This is a genomic window from Kitasatospora sp. NPDC023118 (assembly GCF_055560875.1).
Genome location: NZ_JBVHHW010000006.1, coordinates 219,173 through 234,074 on the forward strand (window position 1 = coordinate 219,173; position 14,902 = coordinate 234,074).

The 14,902-nt window shown below is 72.3% G+C and carries 15 protein-coding genes; 9 read left to right on the plus strand and 6 right to left on the minus strand.

What is annotated here, in order from left to right; all coding sequences use genetic code 11:
- Positions 1-7 precede the first annotated feature (7 nt).
- The 3 genes from ACZ3UD_RS10485 to ACZ3UD_RS10495 all read left to right on the plus strand — a co-directional run bounded on the left by ACZ3UD_RS10485 (position 8) and on the right by ACZ3UD_RS10495 (position 3,017).
- Positions 8-1,999 carry a phosphocholine-specific phospholipase C gene (locus tag ACZ3UD_RS10485; RefSeq protein ID WP_465584916.1) on the plus strand — a complete coding sequence of 664 codons (1,992 nt, stop codon included), beginning with the start codon at positions 8-10 and terminating at the stop codon, positions 1,997-1,999.
- A gap of 90 nt (positions 2,000-2,089) precedes the next feature.
- On the plus strand, positions 2,090-2,563 hold the full coding sequence (locus ACZ3UD_RS10490; protein ID WP_465584919.1) for a VOC family protein: 474 nt from the start codon (positions 2,090-2,092) through the stop codon (positions 2,561-2,563).
- A gap of 4 nt (positions 2,564-2,567) precedes the next feature.
- Positions 2,568-3,017, plus strand: coding sequence for an SRPBCC family protein (locus ACZ3UD_RS10495; RefSeq protein ID WP_465584922.1), 450 nt, complete (start codon positions 2,568-2,570; stop codon positions 3,015-3,017).
- A gap of 29 nt (positions 3,018-3,046) precedes the next feature.
- Here ACZ3UD_RS10495 and ACZ3UD_RS10500 read toward each other — a convergent pair whose 3' ends face one another.
- Complete coding sequence (locus ACZ3UD_RS10500; protein ID WP_465584924.1) at positions 3,047-4,312, minus strand: FUSC family protein; 1,266 nt, start codon at positions 4,310-4,312, stop codon at positions 3,047-3,049.
- Positions 4,313-4,416: 104 nt separating this feature from the next.
- On the minus strand, positions 4,417-5,169 hold the full coding sequence (locus ACZ3UD_RS10505; protein ID WP_465584926.1) for a polyprenol monophosphomannose synthase: 753 nt from the start codon (positions 5,167-5,169) through the stop codon (positions 4,417-4,419).
- Between the two features lie 278 nt (positions 5,170-5,447).
- Between ACZ3UD_RS10505 and ACZ3UD_RS10510 the strand changes: the two genes are divergently transcribed.
- A complete protein-coding gene (locus ACZ3UD_RS10510; protein ID WP_465584929.1) occupies positions 5,448-5,663 on the plus strand; it encodes a hypothetical protein in 216 nt (71 codons plus the stop codon).
- Between the two features lie 31 nt (positions 5,664-5,694).
- Here the strand turns inward: ACZ3UD_RS10510 and ACZ3UD_RS10515 are convergent, their stop codons facing one another.
- Positions 5,695-7,260 (minus strand): N,N-dimethylformamidase beta subunit family domain-containing protein, encoded by a 1,566-nt coding sequence (locus ACZ3UD_RS10515; RefSeq protein ID WP_465584932.1) that lies wholly within the window; start codon positions 7,258-7,260, stop codon positions 5,695-5,697.
- Positions 7,261-7,620: 360 nt separating this feature from the next.
- Between ACZ3UD_RS10515 and ACZ3UD_RS10520 the strand changes: the two genes are divergently transcribed.
- Entirely contained in the window at positions 7,621-9,561 is a 1,941-nt protein-coding gene (locus ACZ3UD_RS10520) for an APC family permease (RefSeq protein WP_465584935.1), read from the plus strand.
- Positions 9,562-9,597: 36 nt separating this feature from the next.
- Here ACZ3UD_RS10520 and ACZ3UD_RS10525 read toward each other — a convergent pair whose 3' ends face one another.
- On the minus strand, positions 9,598-9,822 hold the full coding sequence (locus tag ACZ3UD_RS10525) for a GlsB/YeaQ/YmgE family stress response membrane protein (RefSeq protein ID WP_465584937.1): 225 nt from the start codon (positions 9,820-9,822) through the stop codon (positions 9,598-9,600).
- Positions 9,823-10,134: 312 nt separating this feature from the next.
- On the opposite strand from ACZ3UD_RS10525, the gene ACZ3UD_RS10530 reads away from it, so the two are divergent.
- The gene (locus ACZ3UD_RS10530; protein WP_465584940.1) at positions 10,135-10,500 is read left to right on the plus strand and encodes a hypothetical protein; all 366 of its coding nucleotides are present in this window, start codon (positions 10,135-10,137) and stop codon (positions 10,498-10,500) included.
- Positions 10,501-10,540: 40 nt separating this feature from the next.
- Here the strand turns inward: ACZ3UD_RS10530 and ACZ3UD_RS10535 are convergent, their stop codons facing one another.
- Together ACZ3UD_RS10535 and ACZ3UD_RS10540 are read right to left on the minus strand one after the other, a co-directional pair.
- Positions 10,541-10,897 (minus strand): HEAT repeat domain-containing protein, encoded by a 357-nt coding sequence (locus ACZ3UD_RS10535; RefSeq protein ID WP_465584943.1) that lies wholly within the window; start codon positions 10,895-10,897, stop codon positions 10,541-10,543.
- Positions 10,898-10,938: 41 nt separating this feature from the next.
- On the minus strand, positions 10,939-11,658 hold the full coding sequence (locus ACZ3UD_RS10540; protein ID WP_465584946.1) for a TetR/AcrR family transcriptional regulator: 720 nt from the start codon (positions 11,656-11,658) through the stop codon (positions 10,939-10,941).
- A gap of 131 nt (positions 11,659-11,789) precedes the next feature.
- Here ACZ3UD_RS10540 and ACZ3UD_RS10545 point away from each other — a divergent pair, with 131 nt between their 5' ends.
- From ACZ3UD_RS10545 to ACZ3UD_RS10555, 3 genes are all read left to right on the plus strand, one after another.
- A complete protein-coding gene (locus ACZ3UD_RS10545; protein ID WP_465584948.1) occupies positions 11,790-13,037 on the plus strand; it encodes an FAD-dependent monooxygenase in 1,248 nt (415 codons plus the stop codon).
- 314 nt (positions 13,038-13,351) lie between these two features.
- Positions 13,352-14,008, plus strand: a complete 657-nt coding sequence (locus ACZ3UD_RS10550) for a CBS domain-containing protein (protein WP_465584951.1) — start codon at positions 13,352-13,354, stop codon at positions 14,006-14,008.
- 160 nt (positions 14,009-14,168) lie between these two features.
- On the plus strand, positions 14,169-14,819 hold the full coding sequence (locus ACZ3UD_RS10555) for a LamG domain-containing protein (RefSeq protein ID WP_465584953.1): 651 nt from the start codon (positions 14,169-14,171) through the stop codon (positions 14,817-14,819).
- Positions 14,820-14,902 lie beyond the last annotated feature (83 nt).

Sequence of the window (14,902 nt, forward strand, 5' to 3'; positions counted from 1 at the left end):
GTTCGTGATGCCCGAGCTCTCCCGCCGCACCTTCGTCGGCGCCACCGCGGCCGTCGGCGCCACCGCCCTGACCGGCCTGTCCGCCGCCCAGGCCGAGGCCGCCCCCGCCGCCGACGCGCGGACCAGCGCCGCTCTCACCGGCACCATCAAGGACGTCAAGCACGTCGTCGTCCTGATGCAGGAGAACCGCAGCTTTGACCACTACTTCGGCACGCTGGGCGGCGTGCGCGGCTTCGGCGACAAGCAGGCGCTCCAATTCCCGGACGGCACCGACGTGTTCCGCCAGCCCGACAGTCGCCGCAGCGACGGCGGGGCGATGCTGCCGTACCGGATGGACACCGCCAAGTACAACGCGCAGAACGCCGGCGGCCTCGCCCACGACTGGGCGACGGGCCACCAGGCCATCAACAACGGCGCGATGAACAAGTGGATCGCCGCCAAGGGCGAGCGCACCATGGGCTACTTCACCCGGGACGACATCCCCTACCAGTACGCCCTGGCCGACGCGTTCACCATCTGCGATGCCTACTTCACCTCGCTGGCCGGCCCCACCGACCCCAACCGGCTCTACCTGTGGACCGGCACCGCCGGCCCCGGCCGCGACGGCACCACCGGCCCCTGGATCGACAACACCCCGGTCACCGACAACCCCGTCGCCGACTGGACCACCTACGCCGAGCGACTGGAGGCGGCCGGCGTCAGCTGGCGGGTCTACCACAACCCCAGCAAGGACGACCGCACCGGCGACTACGACGACAACGCCCTCTCCTACTTCAAGCAGTTCCACAACTTCCCGCACGACGACCCGCGTTACATCAACGCGATGACCAAGTTCGACCCCACCGACTTCGACCGACACTGCAAGGACGGCACCCTGCCGACCGTCTCCTGGCTGGTCGCGCCCTACCTGTTCTCCGAGCACCCGGAGGCCGGCCCGGCCTACGGCGCGCACTGGGTCGACCAGGCGCTGCAGTCGCTGATGTCCAACCCGGAGGTCTGGCGGCACACCGTCTTCCTGGTCATGTACGACGAGAACGACGGCTACTTCGACCACATGGTCCCGCCCACCCCCGAGCCCGGCACCCCCGAGGAGTTCACCCAGGGGCGCGCCATCGGCCTCGGCAACCGCGTCCCGCTCTGGGTGGTCTCGCCCTGGTCGCGCGGCGGCTGGGTCAACTCCCAGGTGTTCGACCACACCTCGGTGCTGCGCTTCATGGAGCTGGTCACCGGCGTGGCCGAGCCCAACATCTCGGCCTGGCGCCGGTCCGTCTGCGGCGACCTCACCAGCTGCTTCGACTTCGCCGCCCCGGACCACTCGCTGCCGAAGCTGCCCGACACCAACGCCCTGATGGCCAGGGCCGACGCGGGCACCAAGCTGCCCGGCGTAGCCCTCCCGGCGATCGGCGCCCAGTCGATGCCCGTCCAGGAGCGCGGAGAGCGCCCGCACCGCCCGCTGCCGTACCAGCCGTGGGCCGACGTGTCGGTGGACCGCGGGACGGGCAAAGTCAGCTGCGTGATGAGCAACGACGGCTCGGTGGCCTTCCCGTACACCGTCTACCCGAACATCTTGCTCCCCTTCGCGGGCACCCCGTACACCGTCGCCCCCGGCGCCAGCGCGACGTACGTCTGGGACGCGGCCGCCACCAACGGCCGTTACGACTTCACCGTGCACGGCCCGGACGGCTTCGTGCGCCGCTTCGCCGGCACGGTGGTCCGGGACGGGCAGGACGGGCAGAACGACATCGGTGTGCCGATCGTCACCGCGGACCTGCACGGCAGCCTGAAGCTCACCCTCCAGGTCGCCAACGACGGGATGACCGACGTGGCCTTCACCGCCGTCCCCAACGACTTCGCGGGCACCGCGCAGACCGTCTGGGTCAAGCCCGGTAAGCAGGTCAACCTGTCCTGGCCGCTGGACAAGCAGGGCCGCTACGACGTCGTCGTCACCGCCCACACCGGCCAGCGCTTCGTGCAGCGCTACGCGGGCTGGGTGCACTGACCGAGGGCCGGCCCGGCCGGGGGCGCCGATCCGGTGACCCCCGGCCGTGGCTCGGCCGCCGCGACAGGGCCCGCCGCTACCGTCGGGCGCATGCAGAAAATCACCACCTTCCTCTGGTTCGACGACCAGGCCGAAGAGGCCGCCGTCCTCTACACCTCGCTGTTCCCCAACTCCGGCATCACCAAGGTCACCCGCTACGGCGAGGCCGGCCCCGGCCCGGCCGGCTCGGTGATGACCGTCGAGTTCGAACTCGCCGGCCGGGAGTACACGGCGCTCAACGGCGGCCCCGAGTTCAGCTTCACCGAGGCGATCTCGCTCCAGGTGGAGTGCGAGGACCAGCAGGAGATCGACGAACTCTGGGCCAAACTCACCGCCGACGGCGGCCAGGAGGGCCCGTGCGGCTGGCTCAAGGACCGCTACGGCCTCTCCTGGCAGATCACGCCGCGCGTCCTGCTCGACCTGATCGCCGACCCGGACCGGGCGAAGGCCGACCGCGTGATGGCGACCATGCTGCGGATGCGGAAGATCGAGATCCAGCCGCTGCTCGACGCGGCCAGGGGCTGAGGCCGTGACCGCCTTCAGCCACCGCGGCATCGTCTACCTGCGCGCCACGCCCGAACGGGTCTGGCACGCGCTCACCAATGCCGACGAGTCGGGCCTCTACTGGGGCCACCGCAACGTCTCCACCTGGCTGCCCGGTGCGCCCTGGGAGCACCAGCGCGGCGACGACTCCGGGATCGCCGACGTGATCGGCATCGTCGAGGCCGCCGAGCGCCCGCACCGGCTGGTCACCAGCTGGGCCGGGCCGGAGGAGCAACGCCCGGCCGGGCCCTCCAGGGTCAGCTTCGACATCCGGGCCTGGCAGGACCTCACCCGGCTCACCGTCACCCACGAGAACCTCGCCGACGAGGCCGAGCAGGCGGACGCCGAACAGGGCTGGTCGGCGGTGCTCTCCAACCTCAAGACCTACCTGGAGACCGGGCACCCGCTGCCGCAGCAGCCCTGGCTGATGCCCTGACGTCCTGGTCTCCCGGGCCCGCGGCAGGATCAGCGCCCGGCCTCCGCCGCCGGGCGCTCCGCCTTGGCGGACGTCCGACGGCCGGGCCCCCGCTCGCCCCGGACGTAACGGCGCAGCCCGGCGAACCGGGAGAACCGCTCGCGGTTCGCCACCGAGGCCCGGTCGAGCTCCTCCATCAGCCGCCGACTGCGGTGCTCCAGGTCCAGTTCGTCCAGGATCCGGTCCACCTCGGCCAGCATCGAGCCGTGCAGCTGCCAGGCCTCCGGGTGCTCCTGGACCCTGCGCAGCAGCACCTGGGCGACGTTCTCCCGGCAGGCCCAGGCCGCCGCCAGTTCGGCGGTCAGCCGCTCCTCGGCCTCCTCGGCGCTGCGGCTCACCTGGGTGGTGACCAGCACCGCGAAGCTGACCATCGCCCCGCCGACGTGCGCCAGCAGCTCCTCCAGCCCGACCGCGACCTCCGGCGGGAAGAGCCGCTCGCCGGGCCCGCGCCGCTTGGCCAGGTCGGTCAGCGAGCGGGCCAGCACCCGGATCACCACCACGCAGATCTCCAGCGTGTCCAGCCCGGTGCGCAGCACCAGCCGGGAGAGCAGCCCCTCGCTGATCCGGGGGTTGAACCGCAGACTGTCCTCGGCCTGGCGCAGCGCCGCGTCCACCTCGACGATCGCCTGGTCGAGCCGGCGGGCCTCGTGCAGCCGCTCGGCGGCCCGGGCCACCGGGATGGGGCGGCCCAGCTCCTCGGCGATGTCCAGCAGCAGCTTCCGGGCCCGCCGGGCGAGGTCCTCGATCGACTCCCCGGCGGTGTCCACCCAGACCGGCGGAGCGAAGAGCAGGTTGAACAGCAGGCCGACGGCCGCGCCGATCAGCGTCTCCAGCACCCGGTCCCAGGCCTGCGAGGCCAGCTTGGTGACGCCCAGGATCAGCATCGCGCTGATCGCGACCTCCTGGACGAACTCCTCCACCCGGACGAACCGGCCGATGACCAGGGAGGCCAGGATGATCAGCCCGAGGCTCCACCAGGAGAGCCCGACCACGGCGCTGAAGCCGATCGCGATCAGTACCCCGACCACCACCGAGTTGACCCGGCGGATGCTTGTCTTGAGCGTCGAGTAGACGGTGACCTGCACCACCAGCAGCGCGGTCAGCGGCGCCGTCAGCGGCGCGGGCTCACTGCTGAGCCGGGTGGCCACCGCGAAGGCGAGGGTGGCGGCCACGGTGGCCCGTACGGTCTGGACGACGAAGGGCTCTCGGGCGCCACGGCGGACCAGGGTCGTGAAGGACTCCGGGAGAAGGGCCATGACGGCCTTCTTTCCCCGCGGCCGCCGCTCACACCGCCACCCGGCCGTCCTACTACCCGGATGACCGCGTCGGAGGCGCCGGTCGTCCGTTCGGCCCGTTGGCGTCAGTCGAGCCCGCCGGGTTCGTTCTCGCGGTTGAAGCGCAGCTTCCAGGGCGCGAGCGCGGACTCGACCTGCACCCCGATGCTCATCTTCGAGGCGCCCTCGATCCGCTCCTCGAAGCGGATCGGCACCTCGCGGATGGTCAGCCCGCGCTGGATGACCCGGTAGTTCATCTCGACCTGGAACGAGTAGCCGTTGCTCCGTACGGTCGGCAGGTCGATGGCCCGCAGAGCTGTGGCCCGCCAGGCCTTGAAGCCGGCGGTGGCGTCCCGCACGCCCAGGCCGAGGATCGCGTTGACGTAGAAGTTGGCCCAGGCGGAGAGCGCCTTGCGGTGCCAGGGCCACTCGGCGGCGGTCGAGCCGCCGGGCACGTAGCGGGAGCCGAGCACCACGGCGGTGTCGTCGGTGAGCAGAGCCCGCACCATCGCGGGTATCGCGGAGGCGGGGTGGGAGAGGTCGGCGTCCATCTGGACCACGACGTCGGCGCCCTCGTCCAGGGCGCGGGCCATGCCGGCCAGGTAGGCGCGGCCGAGGCCGTTCTTCTCGGTGCGGTGCAGCACGCCGACGGTACCGCCGGAGTCGGCGGCGAGCTTCTCGGCGATCTCGCCGGTGCCGTCGGGGGAGTTGTCGTCGACCACCAGCAGGTGCAGGTTCTCCAGCGGGAGTTCCGCGAGGAGCCCGGCGAGGACCGGAAGGTTCTCCCGCTCGTTGTACGTGGGGACGACGACAACGACCTTGGGGGAGGCCTCGACCATGTTCTGTTTCCCTCGTGCCCTCGCCGGCGGGCACCCGTGCCATACCGGTCGGTTGTCCTGGACGACCTGCGCTGCTGTGAGACCGTGTGAGTGTAGCCGGGCCGGCGGCCTCCTCCCGCCCGGGGGCGTCCGGCCGGGGCCGCCCCACCGGGGCGCGGAAACCAGTTCGACTGCGATTGGCCGCTGTGACAGGCTTCCGGCTCGTCCCGAACGGCCGACCCGGAGCATTCCTTTGACGATTCGTCGTCCCGGAGTTCCACCCGGCCGCGCACCTGTCGGTGGAGCAGGTGTGCGGCGCGGACCCGTCGAACGCCGAGCGGATGGCGTCCGACGGCGTGGACGGGCTCGACTACCAGCTGTGGATCGACCGGCTCGGCCGCCCGGTGCGGGGCGAGCAGTCGATGACGGTGAACGGCAAGCTGACCGTGGTCAAGGGCGTCTACTCGGACTTCGGCCCGCCGGAGACCTTCGTCCCGCCGATCACGGCGGGCTGAGCCGGACCCACCGGCTGGCCCGCCGGGCCCGCTACGCCGTGCCGTAGACGGCGGCGAGGTTGTCCTGGGCGGGGTGGGTGCGACCGGCCGGTCCGGCGGCGAAGGCGCGCAGGACGTTCTCGGTGGCCTTGCGGACCACGTCCCCGGCATGCGAGTCGATGCCGTGGTCGGCCTTGCCGCCGCCGGGGCCGTGTGCGTCCAGCGCCTCCACCCAGCGCATCGTCCCGGTGGCGAAGACCCCGGCGCCGCTCGGCACGGTGTAGTACGCGGTGTCGGAGTGGGAGCGGCGGCCCTCGCAGACCACGGGGGAGTGGGCGATGACCTCGATCGGGCGCGGGGTGGGGAAGCCGGTGTCCACCCGGTCGTACTCGACGCCGACCAGGTGCGGGAAGGACGCCCCGGCCGCGACGCCCGTCCCCTCGAAGACCCAGTGCCCGGGCGAGGTCACCACGTACGGAGCGTCCACCGGATAGCCGTCGTAGATCACGCCGAGCATCGAGCTCTCCGGGTCGGCGCCCGGGCCGGCCCGGAAGTCGGTGGTCGCCGGGGCGCCGGCCTGGTGGCCCGGGTCCTTCGCCCAGGCGTCCTTGTAGCAGACCACCGTGCGGTCCGGGCCGAGCCCGGTGGGCTCGAAGCGGACCCGGCGGTAGCAGCAGTTGGCGCCCAGGATCGCCAGGTTGGTCCCGGCGTCGCGGGCCGCGACCACGTTGGCGCGCTGCTCGGGGGACCAGTACTCGTCGTGGCCGAGCGAGAGGACGGCGCAGGCGCCGCGCAGCAGCCCCGGGTCGCGGGCCACGTCGATCCCGGTGGTGTACGCGAGCGGCAGCCCGAGCCGCTCGGCGAGGGCGATCAGCGGCGCCTCGTAGACCAGGAACAGCCCGGCGCCGTGGTCGTAGTCGTACGGCCGGTCGAAGACGACCCGCAGCGAGCGGGTGGCGAGGGTTCCGGTCGGGCCGTTGTAGAGGCTGTAGCCGCCCCACTCGTTGTAGGCCTGCCACGTCGCCGGGGCACTCATGACCACGGTCTTTCCGGCGGTGCTCGCCGAGCGGACGGTGAGCGGGACGTAGCGCCGGCCGGGGCCGCCCTCGACGGCCAGCCGCAGCAGGTAGGCGCCCTCGGGCCAGTCGGCGGTGTCCACGGCGAGGGTGCGCTGCCAGTCGGTCAGCACGGTGCGGGTGGCCTGGTCGACGTGCGGCGCGGCCTGCTTGGCGCCGGGTACGTGCTCGCGGCGCCAGACCAGGCGGGCGCGGGCGCCGTCGTACCAGCCCATCCGGTACGCGGAGACGGTGAAGGCGGAGGCGGCGGTGGAGACGTGCAGGCCGAAGGACTCCCCGGGCAGCACGCTCACCCGGTCGGCGAAGCCCTCGATGGCGTCGGCCGGGCCGGGGTCGGTGATCTCCCAGTCGGGGTTGCCGGGCTGGGACTGCTCACTCTTCAGGCCGACGTGCCGGGCGGTGGTGGGCTCGGCCGTGCGCGGGGTGCCCTGGGGGTCGGGAGTGGGGTTCGGGACCGTGTCCGGGTGGCGGTTCCCGCAGGAGGTGACGGCGGCCGCCATCAGTCCCAGGCCCAGAATCCCCCGCCGGCTCGGTTCCGCCACCGTGGCCTCCTCCTCGTCCGTCACTGCGCGCCCACTGCGCGCCCACTGTGCGTCAACCTCGCGGGGTCGCGTCAACCCCGTGCGTCAACGCGCGCGGACATCCTCGCCCGTTCCGGGCAGTTCATGCCGACCGCCGCGCCGGGGCCGCGACCACGGCCGGACAGCGGCCGCGACCCCGGAGGGCCGTACGGGCGCACCGTGGCGTGTTGGCGCGCGCGGTTCCCGGGCCGTCGAGGCCAGGTCACCTAGCCTGACCAGGCCCGCCGTCCGGCGGCCACCAGGGGGTCCGGAGCCGCGCGCGGCCGGCTGAAGTCATGGACAGGGGTGAACGTGGTCTCGTCGGGTTCGGCCGAACCGGGAATGGCTCCTCCGACGCGGGGCGCGAGGTTCCGGGCGTGGATGCTGGAAGGCCTGTCGGACATGGCCAAGCAGCACCCCGGCCCGCACGCCCAGGCGCCGCACGAGAAGGGCCAGCGCTGGTGGCGGGTGATGTGCCTGACCGGCCTCGACTACTTCTCCACGCTCGGCTACCAGCCCGGCATCGCCGCCCTCGCGGCCGGCGTGGTCTCACCGCTGGCGACCATCGTGCTGGTGGTCGTCACCCTGCTGGGCGCGCTGCCGGTCTACCGGCGGGTGGCCCAGGAGAGCCCGCACGGCGAGGGCTCCATCGCGATGCTGGAGCGACTGCTGTCGTTCTGGCAGGGCAAGCTCTTCGTGCTGACCCTGCTCGGGTTCGCGGCCACCGACTTCATGATCACCATTACCCTGTCGGCCGCCGACGCCACCGCGCACCTGGTGGAGAACCCGCACCTGACCAGCACGCTCAGCGGCAGGCAGGTGATGATCACGCTGATCCTGGTCGCCCTGCTCGGCGGGGTCTTCCTCAAGGGCTTCAGCGAGGCGATCGGTCTGGCCGTCTTCCTGGTCGGGATCTACCTCGCGCTCAACGTCGTGGTGGTGGCAAACGGGCTCTGGCACGTGCTCAAGGCCCCGCACGTGCTCAGCGACTGGACGGACGCGCTCACCGTCCAGCACGGTAACGCCTTCGCGATGATCGGCGTCGCGCTGACCGTCTTCCCGAAGCTGGCCCTGGGCCTGTCCGGCTTCGAGACCGGCGTCGCGGTGATGCCGCACATTGAGGGCGACCCGGACGACACCGAGGAGAAGCCCACCGGCCGGATCCGGGGTGCCCGCAAGCTGCTCACCACCGCCGCCGCGATCATGAGCGTCTTCCTGATCACCACCAGCTTCATCACCACGCTGCTCATCCCGGCCGAGGCCTTCAAGAAAGGTGGCGAGGCCAACGGGCGGGCGCTCGCCTACCTCGCCCACCAGAACCTCGGCAGCAGCTTCGGCAGCGTCTACGACCTGTCCACCATCGCCATCCTCTGGTTCGCCGGCGCCTCCGCGATGGCCGGGCTGCTCAACCTGATGCCGCGCTACCTGCCCCGCTACGGCATGGCGCCGCACTGGGCGCGCGCCGTGCGGCCGACCGTCATCGTGCTCACCCTGATCGCCTTCCTGGTCACCTGGATCTTCGACGCCAATGTGGACGCCCAGGGCGGCGCGTACGCGACCGGTGTGCTGGTGCTGATCAGCTCGGCCGCCATCGCCGTCACCATCGCCACCCACAAGGCCGGGCAGCGCGGCTGGACGATCGGCTTCGCCGTGATCGCCGCGGTGTTCCTCTACACCACGGCTGCGAACATCGCCGAGCGGCCGGACGGCGTCAAAATCGGCGGCTGCTTCATCGCGGGCATCATGCTGGTCTCCTTCGCCTCCCGGCTCAAGCGGGCCTTCGAGCTGCGCGTCACCGACGTGGTGCTGGACGAGGTGGCGGAGCGGTTCGTCCGGGACTACATGCACCGCCCGCTGCGGCTGATCGCCAACGAGCCGAACAATCGGGACCTCGCCGAGTACCGCGACAAGCTCCGTCAGATCCGCAAGGACAACGACATCCCCGCCGAGGACGACCTGGTCTTCGTCGAGGTCACCGTGCTCGACCCGTCCGACTTCGAGGCCGTACTGACCGTGCGCGGCGAGGTGCTGCACGAACGCTACCGGGTGCTGTCGCTGCAGAGCTCCAGCGTGCCCAACGCGCTGGCCGCGCTGCTGCTGCAGGTGCGCGACCTCACCGGGCAGCAGCCGCACATCTACTTCGAGTGGACCGAAGGAAACCCCTTCGCCCAGTTCCTGCGGTTCCTCCTGTTCGGGCAGGGCGAGATCGCGCCGGTCACCCGCGAGGTGCTCCGCGAGGCCGAGCCGGACCGCGCCCGGCGGCCCGCGGTCCACGTGGGCTGAGCCGGTTCACTCCCCGTCCGTCCGGCGGCCGCCGGGTCAGCGGGGCGGGCGGGACTTGGACCAGGCGGGCGCGACGAAGGCCACCAGGGCGACGGCGAAGCCGAGTTGGAGGATGTGGCGGATCCAGTCGATGCCCGAGGTGTGGCGGACGCCGATCCAGCCGGAGACGGCGTTGCCGAGCCAGGCCCCGGCGGCGCCGAGCAGCATGGTCAGCCACCACGGGATCGACTGCGGCCCGCGCAGGATCAGCTTGGCGAGCATGCCAGCACGAAGCCGATGAGCAGGATCCACAGGAGCTGGAACATCGCGGTCCACCTTCCCGGCGCGGCCGGCGGGCACCGGCGCGCCGAATCGCCGAAGACGCGGTTCGTCCCATGATCACCCGGTTCGGCCGAACGGGCATGTCGGCGGGGGCGCCGCGGGTGGCGGGCCCGGCACCGGCCCGGGCGGGCCGGGCAAGGGCGAGAACGCGCCGCCGGTGGGGCCGGAAACGCACTGTTCGGAGGGTCATTCGTGCCGGTAGGAATGGGCCCTGGCGCGGACAGGCCGCGTCACCCGAGAGGAGCCGCTCCCGTGACCCGACTTCGTGCCGCCGTCCTCACCCTCGGCTGTACCGCCGCCGCCCTCACCCTGACCATGGGCACCGCCCAGGCGGCGCCCGGCGACACCAGCACCATCTGCTCCTCCTCGCTGACCCCGGGCGGCTCCGTGGACGTCCAGTGGTGGAACAGCGCCGGCTGCGGCTCCGGGTTCAACCCGAACACCAAGAAGATCATGCAGCTCACCGGCTACCCGGTCGGCACCGTGGTCAACGCCTGCGCGTCCACCTGGCCGCCGGCCGGCTGGACGATCGTCAGCAGCTTCTACAGCTCCGGCTGCCAGTACTCCTCCGTGCCGAGCTTCAACAACAACTCCTGGCAGCTGAAGCGCGTTTCCTGACGGTCTCCGACAGCGCCGGGTCGCGGCGGTCCGCGGGGCCTCAGGGCTCCCGGACCGCCGCGACGGCCTCGCGGACCTCTGGGTGCGGGTCCTCGGCGAGGCCGTCCAACAGCTCGGCGACACCCGGGGTGGACCAGCCGCAGACGGCCCAGACCAGCTCCTCGCGCACGCCCGGGTCCGGGTGGTCGGCCAGCCGGGCGTGTACGGCGACCAGCGACCCCTTCGGGCCGAACCGGGCCAGCTCGCGCAGCCACTGGTGGGTGTGGGGGTACGAGGGCAGCGCCGGGAAGCAGTACACCCCGCGCACACCGCCCTGGCCCCGGCTGTCGGCCCGGATGCCGGCGCGGCGGATGCGCGGCGCGTTCGCCGTGGCGGTCAGGTGCACGAACATCGCCATGGGGCGGGATGCTAGCCGCCCCGGGGGCGTTGATCGAGAGACTATCGAGGCCGCGGCCGCTCCGTGCGGCGGCTGATCAGGGCGGCCAGGCCGTCCAGGATGCGCGCCAAGCCGAAGTCCAAGGCCTGGTCGTGCCCGTCCGGCTCGGCCATGGCGGCAGCCAGGGCGGGGTAGCGGTCCGCGTGCTGGTGCACCACGGTGCCGAGGGCGGCGAGGAGTTCGGCCTCGGGGGAGCCGTTCGGGCCGACCGTGCGGGCCTGTTCGGCGATGCCGCGCACATGCCCGGCGAGCAGGACGGCGGCGTCCATCCGTTCGGCGCCGGTCAGCCCGTGACCGTCGAGGGCGGCCACCACCCGCTCCAGCCAGGCGAGTTCCTTCGGCCCCGGCACCCGGGGGCCGACGGTGGCGTCCAGCAGCCACGGGTGCCGAGTGAAGGATGCCGCCAAGTGGTGCGCCCAGGCGGTGAGTTGCTCCCGCCAGTGGGTGCCCTCGGCGGGCGTGGGCGGCTCGTCGACGGCCGACTCGACCATCAGGGCGATGAGTTCGGCCTTGCCGGGGACGTAGCGGTAGAGCGACATCTTGGTGAAGTCGAGCAGCGCGGCCACCTTCTGCATGGACACCGCGCCGAGCCCCTCCGCGTCTGCCACCTCGACGCCGGCCGCCGCGATCCGCGCCAGGCTGAGGGCTGGTTTCGGGCCCCGGGTCGGCTTGGCCTGCGGGCCCCAGAGCAGCCGCACCGTGTCGTTCGCCGCCTCGCCCATCGTCCGCTCCCGTCCTGGGGGTTGCCTGCCCGCGCCAACTGTGTCTACCGTACACAGCAGTGAACAGTGTCCGCGAGACACAGTTATTCGACTCGACCTTCGACTCTCGAACCTCGGACGGAGTGGTTTCCATGAGCGGCTTTGCGCACGGCGCCTGGGGCGGTTCCCCGCGCGGCTCCCGTCGCACCAAAGTGCTGATCTCGGGCGCGAGCATCGCCGGTCCGGCGCTCGCCCACTGGTTGAGCCGGTACGGCTTCGAGGTGACGGTGGTCGAACTCGCCCCGGCGCCGCGCGGCGGCGGCCAGAACGTCGACTTCCGGGGCCGCACCCACCTGACCGTGCTGGAACGGATGGGAGTCCTGGAGGAACTGCGCGCGCTCGACACCGGCGGCAGCCCGATCACCTTCGTGGACCAGAACGGACGTCAACTGCTGCACCTTCCAGCCGAGTTCGCCGGCGGCGAGCTGGAGGTCCCGCGCGGCGAGCTGGCTCAGCTGCTCCACCGGCACAGCAGCGCCCGCGCCGAGTACGTCTTCGGCGACTCCATCACGGCCCTGGAGGAGACCGTGAACGGCGTCCGGGTCGCCTTCCGGCACGGCCCGCCCCGCGAGTTCGACCTGGTGATCGGCGCCGACGGGCTGCACTCCAACATCCGGCGGCTCGCTTTCGGCCCCGAGCAGCGGTTCGTCCGCCACCTCGGCTACTACGCGGCAACCTGGCAGCTGCCGAACGACGACTGCCTGCCGGCCGGCGGGGTCGGCCTCAACGTGCCCGGTCGGCTGATGTCCGTCGGCGCCGACCACCGCGACCCCGCCCTGGCCGGGGCCTTCTGCCTGTTCGCCTCGTCCGAGCTGCGCTACGACCGCCACGAACCGGACCAGCAGAAGGCGTTGATCCGGGACGCCTTCGCGGGTCTGCGCTGGCGGGTGCCGCAGCTGCTGGCGAGCCTGGACGCCGCGCCCGAGCTGTACTTCGACTCGATCAGCCGCGCCGACGTTCCGACCTGGTCCGCCGGACGGATCGCCCTGCTCGGCGACGCCGCCTGCGGCGCCACCATCGGCGGCATGGGCACCGGGACGGCGGTGGTGGCCGCGTACGTCCTGGCGGGCGAGCTGGCCCTGGCCCGGGGCGACCACCGTGCCGCCTTCGCCCGGTACGAGCGGCTGCTGCGCGACTACGCCCAGGGCTGCCAGAAGGGCGGGGACCGGACCGGCCCGTTCCTGGCGCCGCGTACCGCGACCGGACTACGGCTGCGCAACGCCGTGCTGAACCGGCGGTGGGCGCTGGACAAGATGCTGGAGCTGGGCAAGCAGGTGTCGAGCGTCGAACTTCCGGACTACGGCCAGGCGCTGGCCGGCCGGGTCGGTGCGGCGGGCTGACCCGGCCGCCGTTGTCGAGGAGCGCTTCGACTCGGACGGCCGCCCGGGCGGGGTGCTCGACGGCCAGGGTGCGGTCCGGGGCGGGCCGCTCGGCCTCCGGCCCCGCCGGGAGGTCGCGCCGTCCGTGGCCCCGGCGCGCCCCGGGACCGCGCGCTCCCGCCCGTCGGCTCCGTGTTCGCAGCTCAGGGTCCTTGGTCCCACCCGTTCAGCCCCTTGGCCCCTGGCGATCCAGGCCGTTCGGGGTCATGCTGCGGGTATCGGCCGGGACGATCCGTGCCCGGTCCGACCAGCACCGTTGGACGAGGTGAACCGGCGTGCGGCATGCCACCGTCGAATCCGTGATGACCAGCCCCGTGGTCCGGGTCGCGCCCGAGACCGGTTTCCGGGAGATCGTCGCGCTGCTGATCGACTACGACATCACCGGGGTGCCGGTGGTGGACCCGCAGGGGCGGCCGCTCGGCGTGGTCTCGGAGGCCGACCTGTTGCGCACCCTGGCCGCGCAGGAGGACCCGGGCAGTCTGCTGCCCGCGCCCGAGTCTGCGCAGGCGGGGCCGGGTGGCGAGATCACGGCGGCGGACCTGATGACGGCGCAGCCGGTCTGCACCACGCCCGACACCAGCGTGGTCGCGGCGGCCCGGCTGATGAGCCGGCACGGGCTGAAGCGGCTGCCGGTGCTGGACGAGGAGGGGCGGGTCCTCGGGATGGTGAGCCGGGGCGACCTGCTGCGGGTGTTCCTGCGCGAGGACCGGGTGATCCGGCGGGAGATCGTCGAGGAGGTGCTCGGCCGGATCGACGGGGTGAGCCCGGCGGAGATCGGGGTGGAGGTGGATCAGGGTCGGGTGGTGCTCAGCGGCACCGTGCCGGAGGCCCACCTGGTGCCGGTCGTGCTGAACCTGTGCCGCTCGGTGGACGGGGTGGTCTCGGTGACCGACCGGCTCCGGGCCGGGGGTGCCACCGCGTCGGTCGGCTGATCCGGGCCGCGCGCCCGGATGTCGCCTCGGACCTCGGAGGCTCCTGCCTCGGACCTCGCCGGTCCGGTTCGGTTCGCATACTGCGGAGCGTATCGGGTAACTCACCCTGTGTGCCCGGCGATTCGGACTGCCGGGGCACCGGAGCATTGGGGAGGCGACCGTGGCGGTCGTGTTTGACGCGGACTTCACTTCGACCAGGCAGTGGATCGCCGGGCGCAGCAGCGCGTACCCCCGGATGGGGCCGACCAACCGGAGCGACCACAAACTCGACTACCTGAGCCGCCAGTACTGCCCCGGCGGGGTGTTCGCCGCCGTCCGGCGGCCCAGCGGCGGGCTGTGGACCTGCAATCTGCTGACCACCGAGGGCAGTCCGGAGGGCTTCCAGGTCCGCACCGGGGACGTGCTGTCCGCGCAGGTCACCCTGCCCGTCGAGCTGGGCGCCTGGCCGGCGATCTGGACCTGGCGGGACGGTGGCAACGAGGTCGACATGTTCGAGTACCACCCGGACAACCCGGACCTGTTGGAGATCTCCAACCACGTCCGCGGCGGGTTCCGGTACTGGCACGGCGGCAGCGTCGGGATCGGGCCGGGGGCGGCCTTCGGCCTGCGGGTGGTGCTCGGTGCGCACTCGGTGGACTGGTACGTCGAGGAGGAGTTGGTCTACGCGGACCTGCACGGGGTGGGAGCCGGCTGGCACGCCTACCTGATCGTCAACCTGTCGGTGTCGGACGGGACTTACCACGACCGGCCGTCGGCCGACGGGCCGGACCGGCTCAGCTGGGTCTGCCACAGCCTGAAGGTCGAGCGCTGAACCGGCCGCGTGGGATTCCATGGCTTCGGACCTCGCGGTTCGTGACCTCGCGGTCCGTGACCTCGCGGTTTGTGAACGTCGCG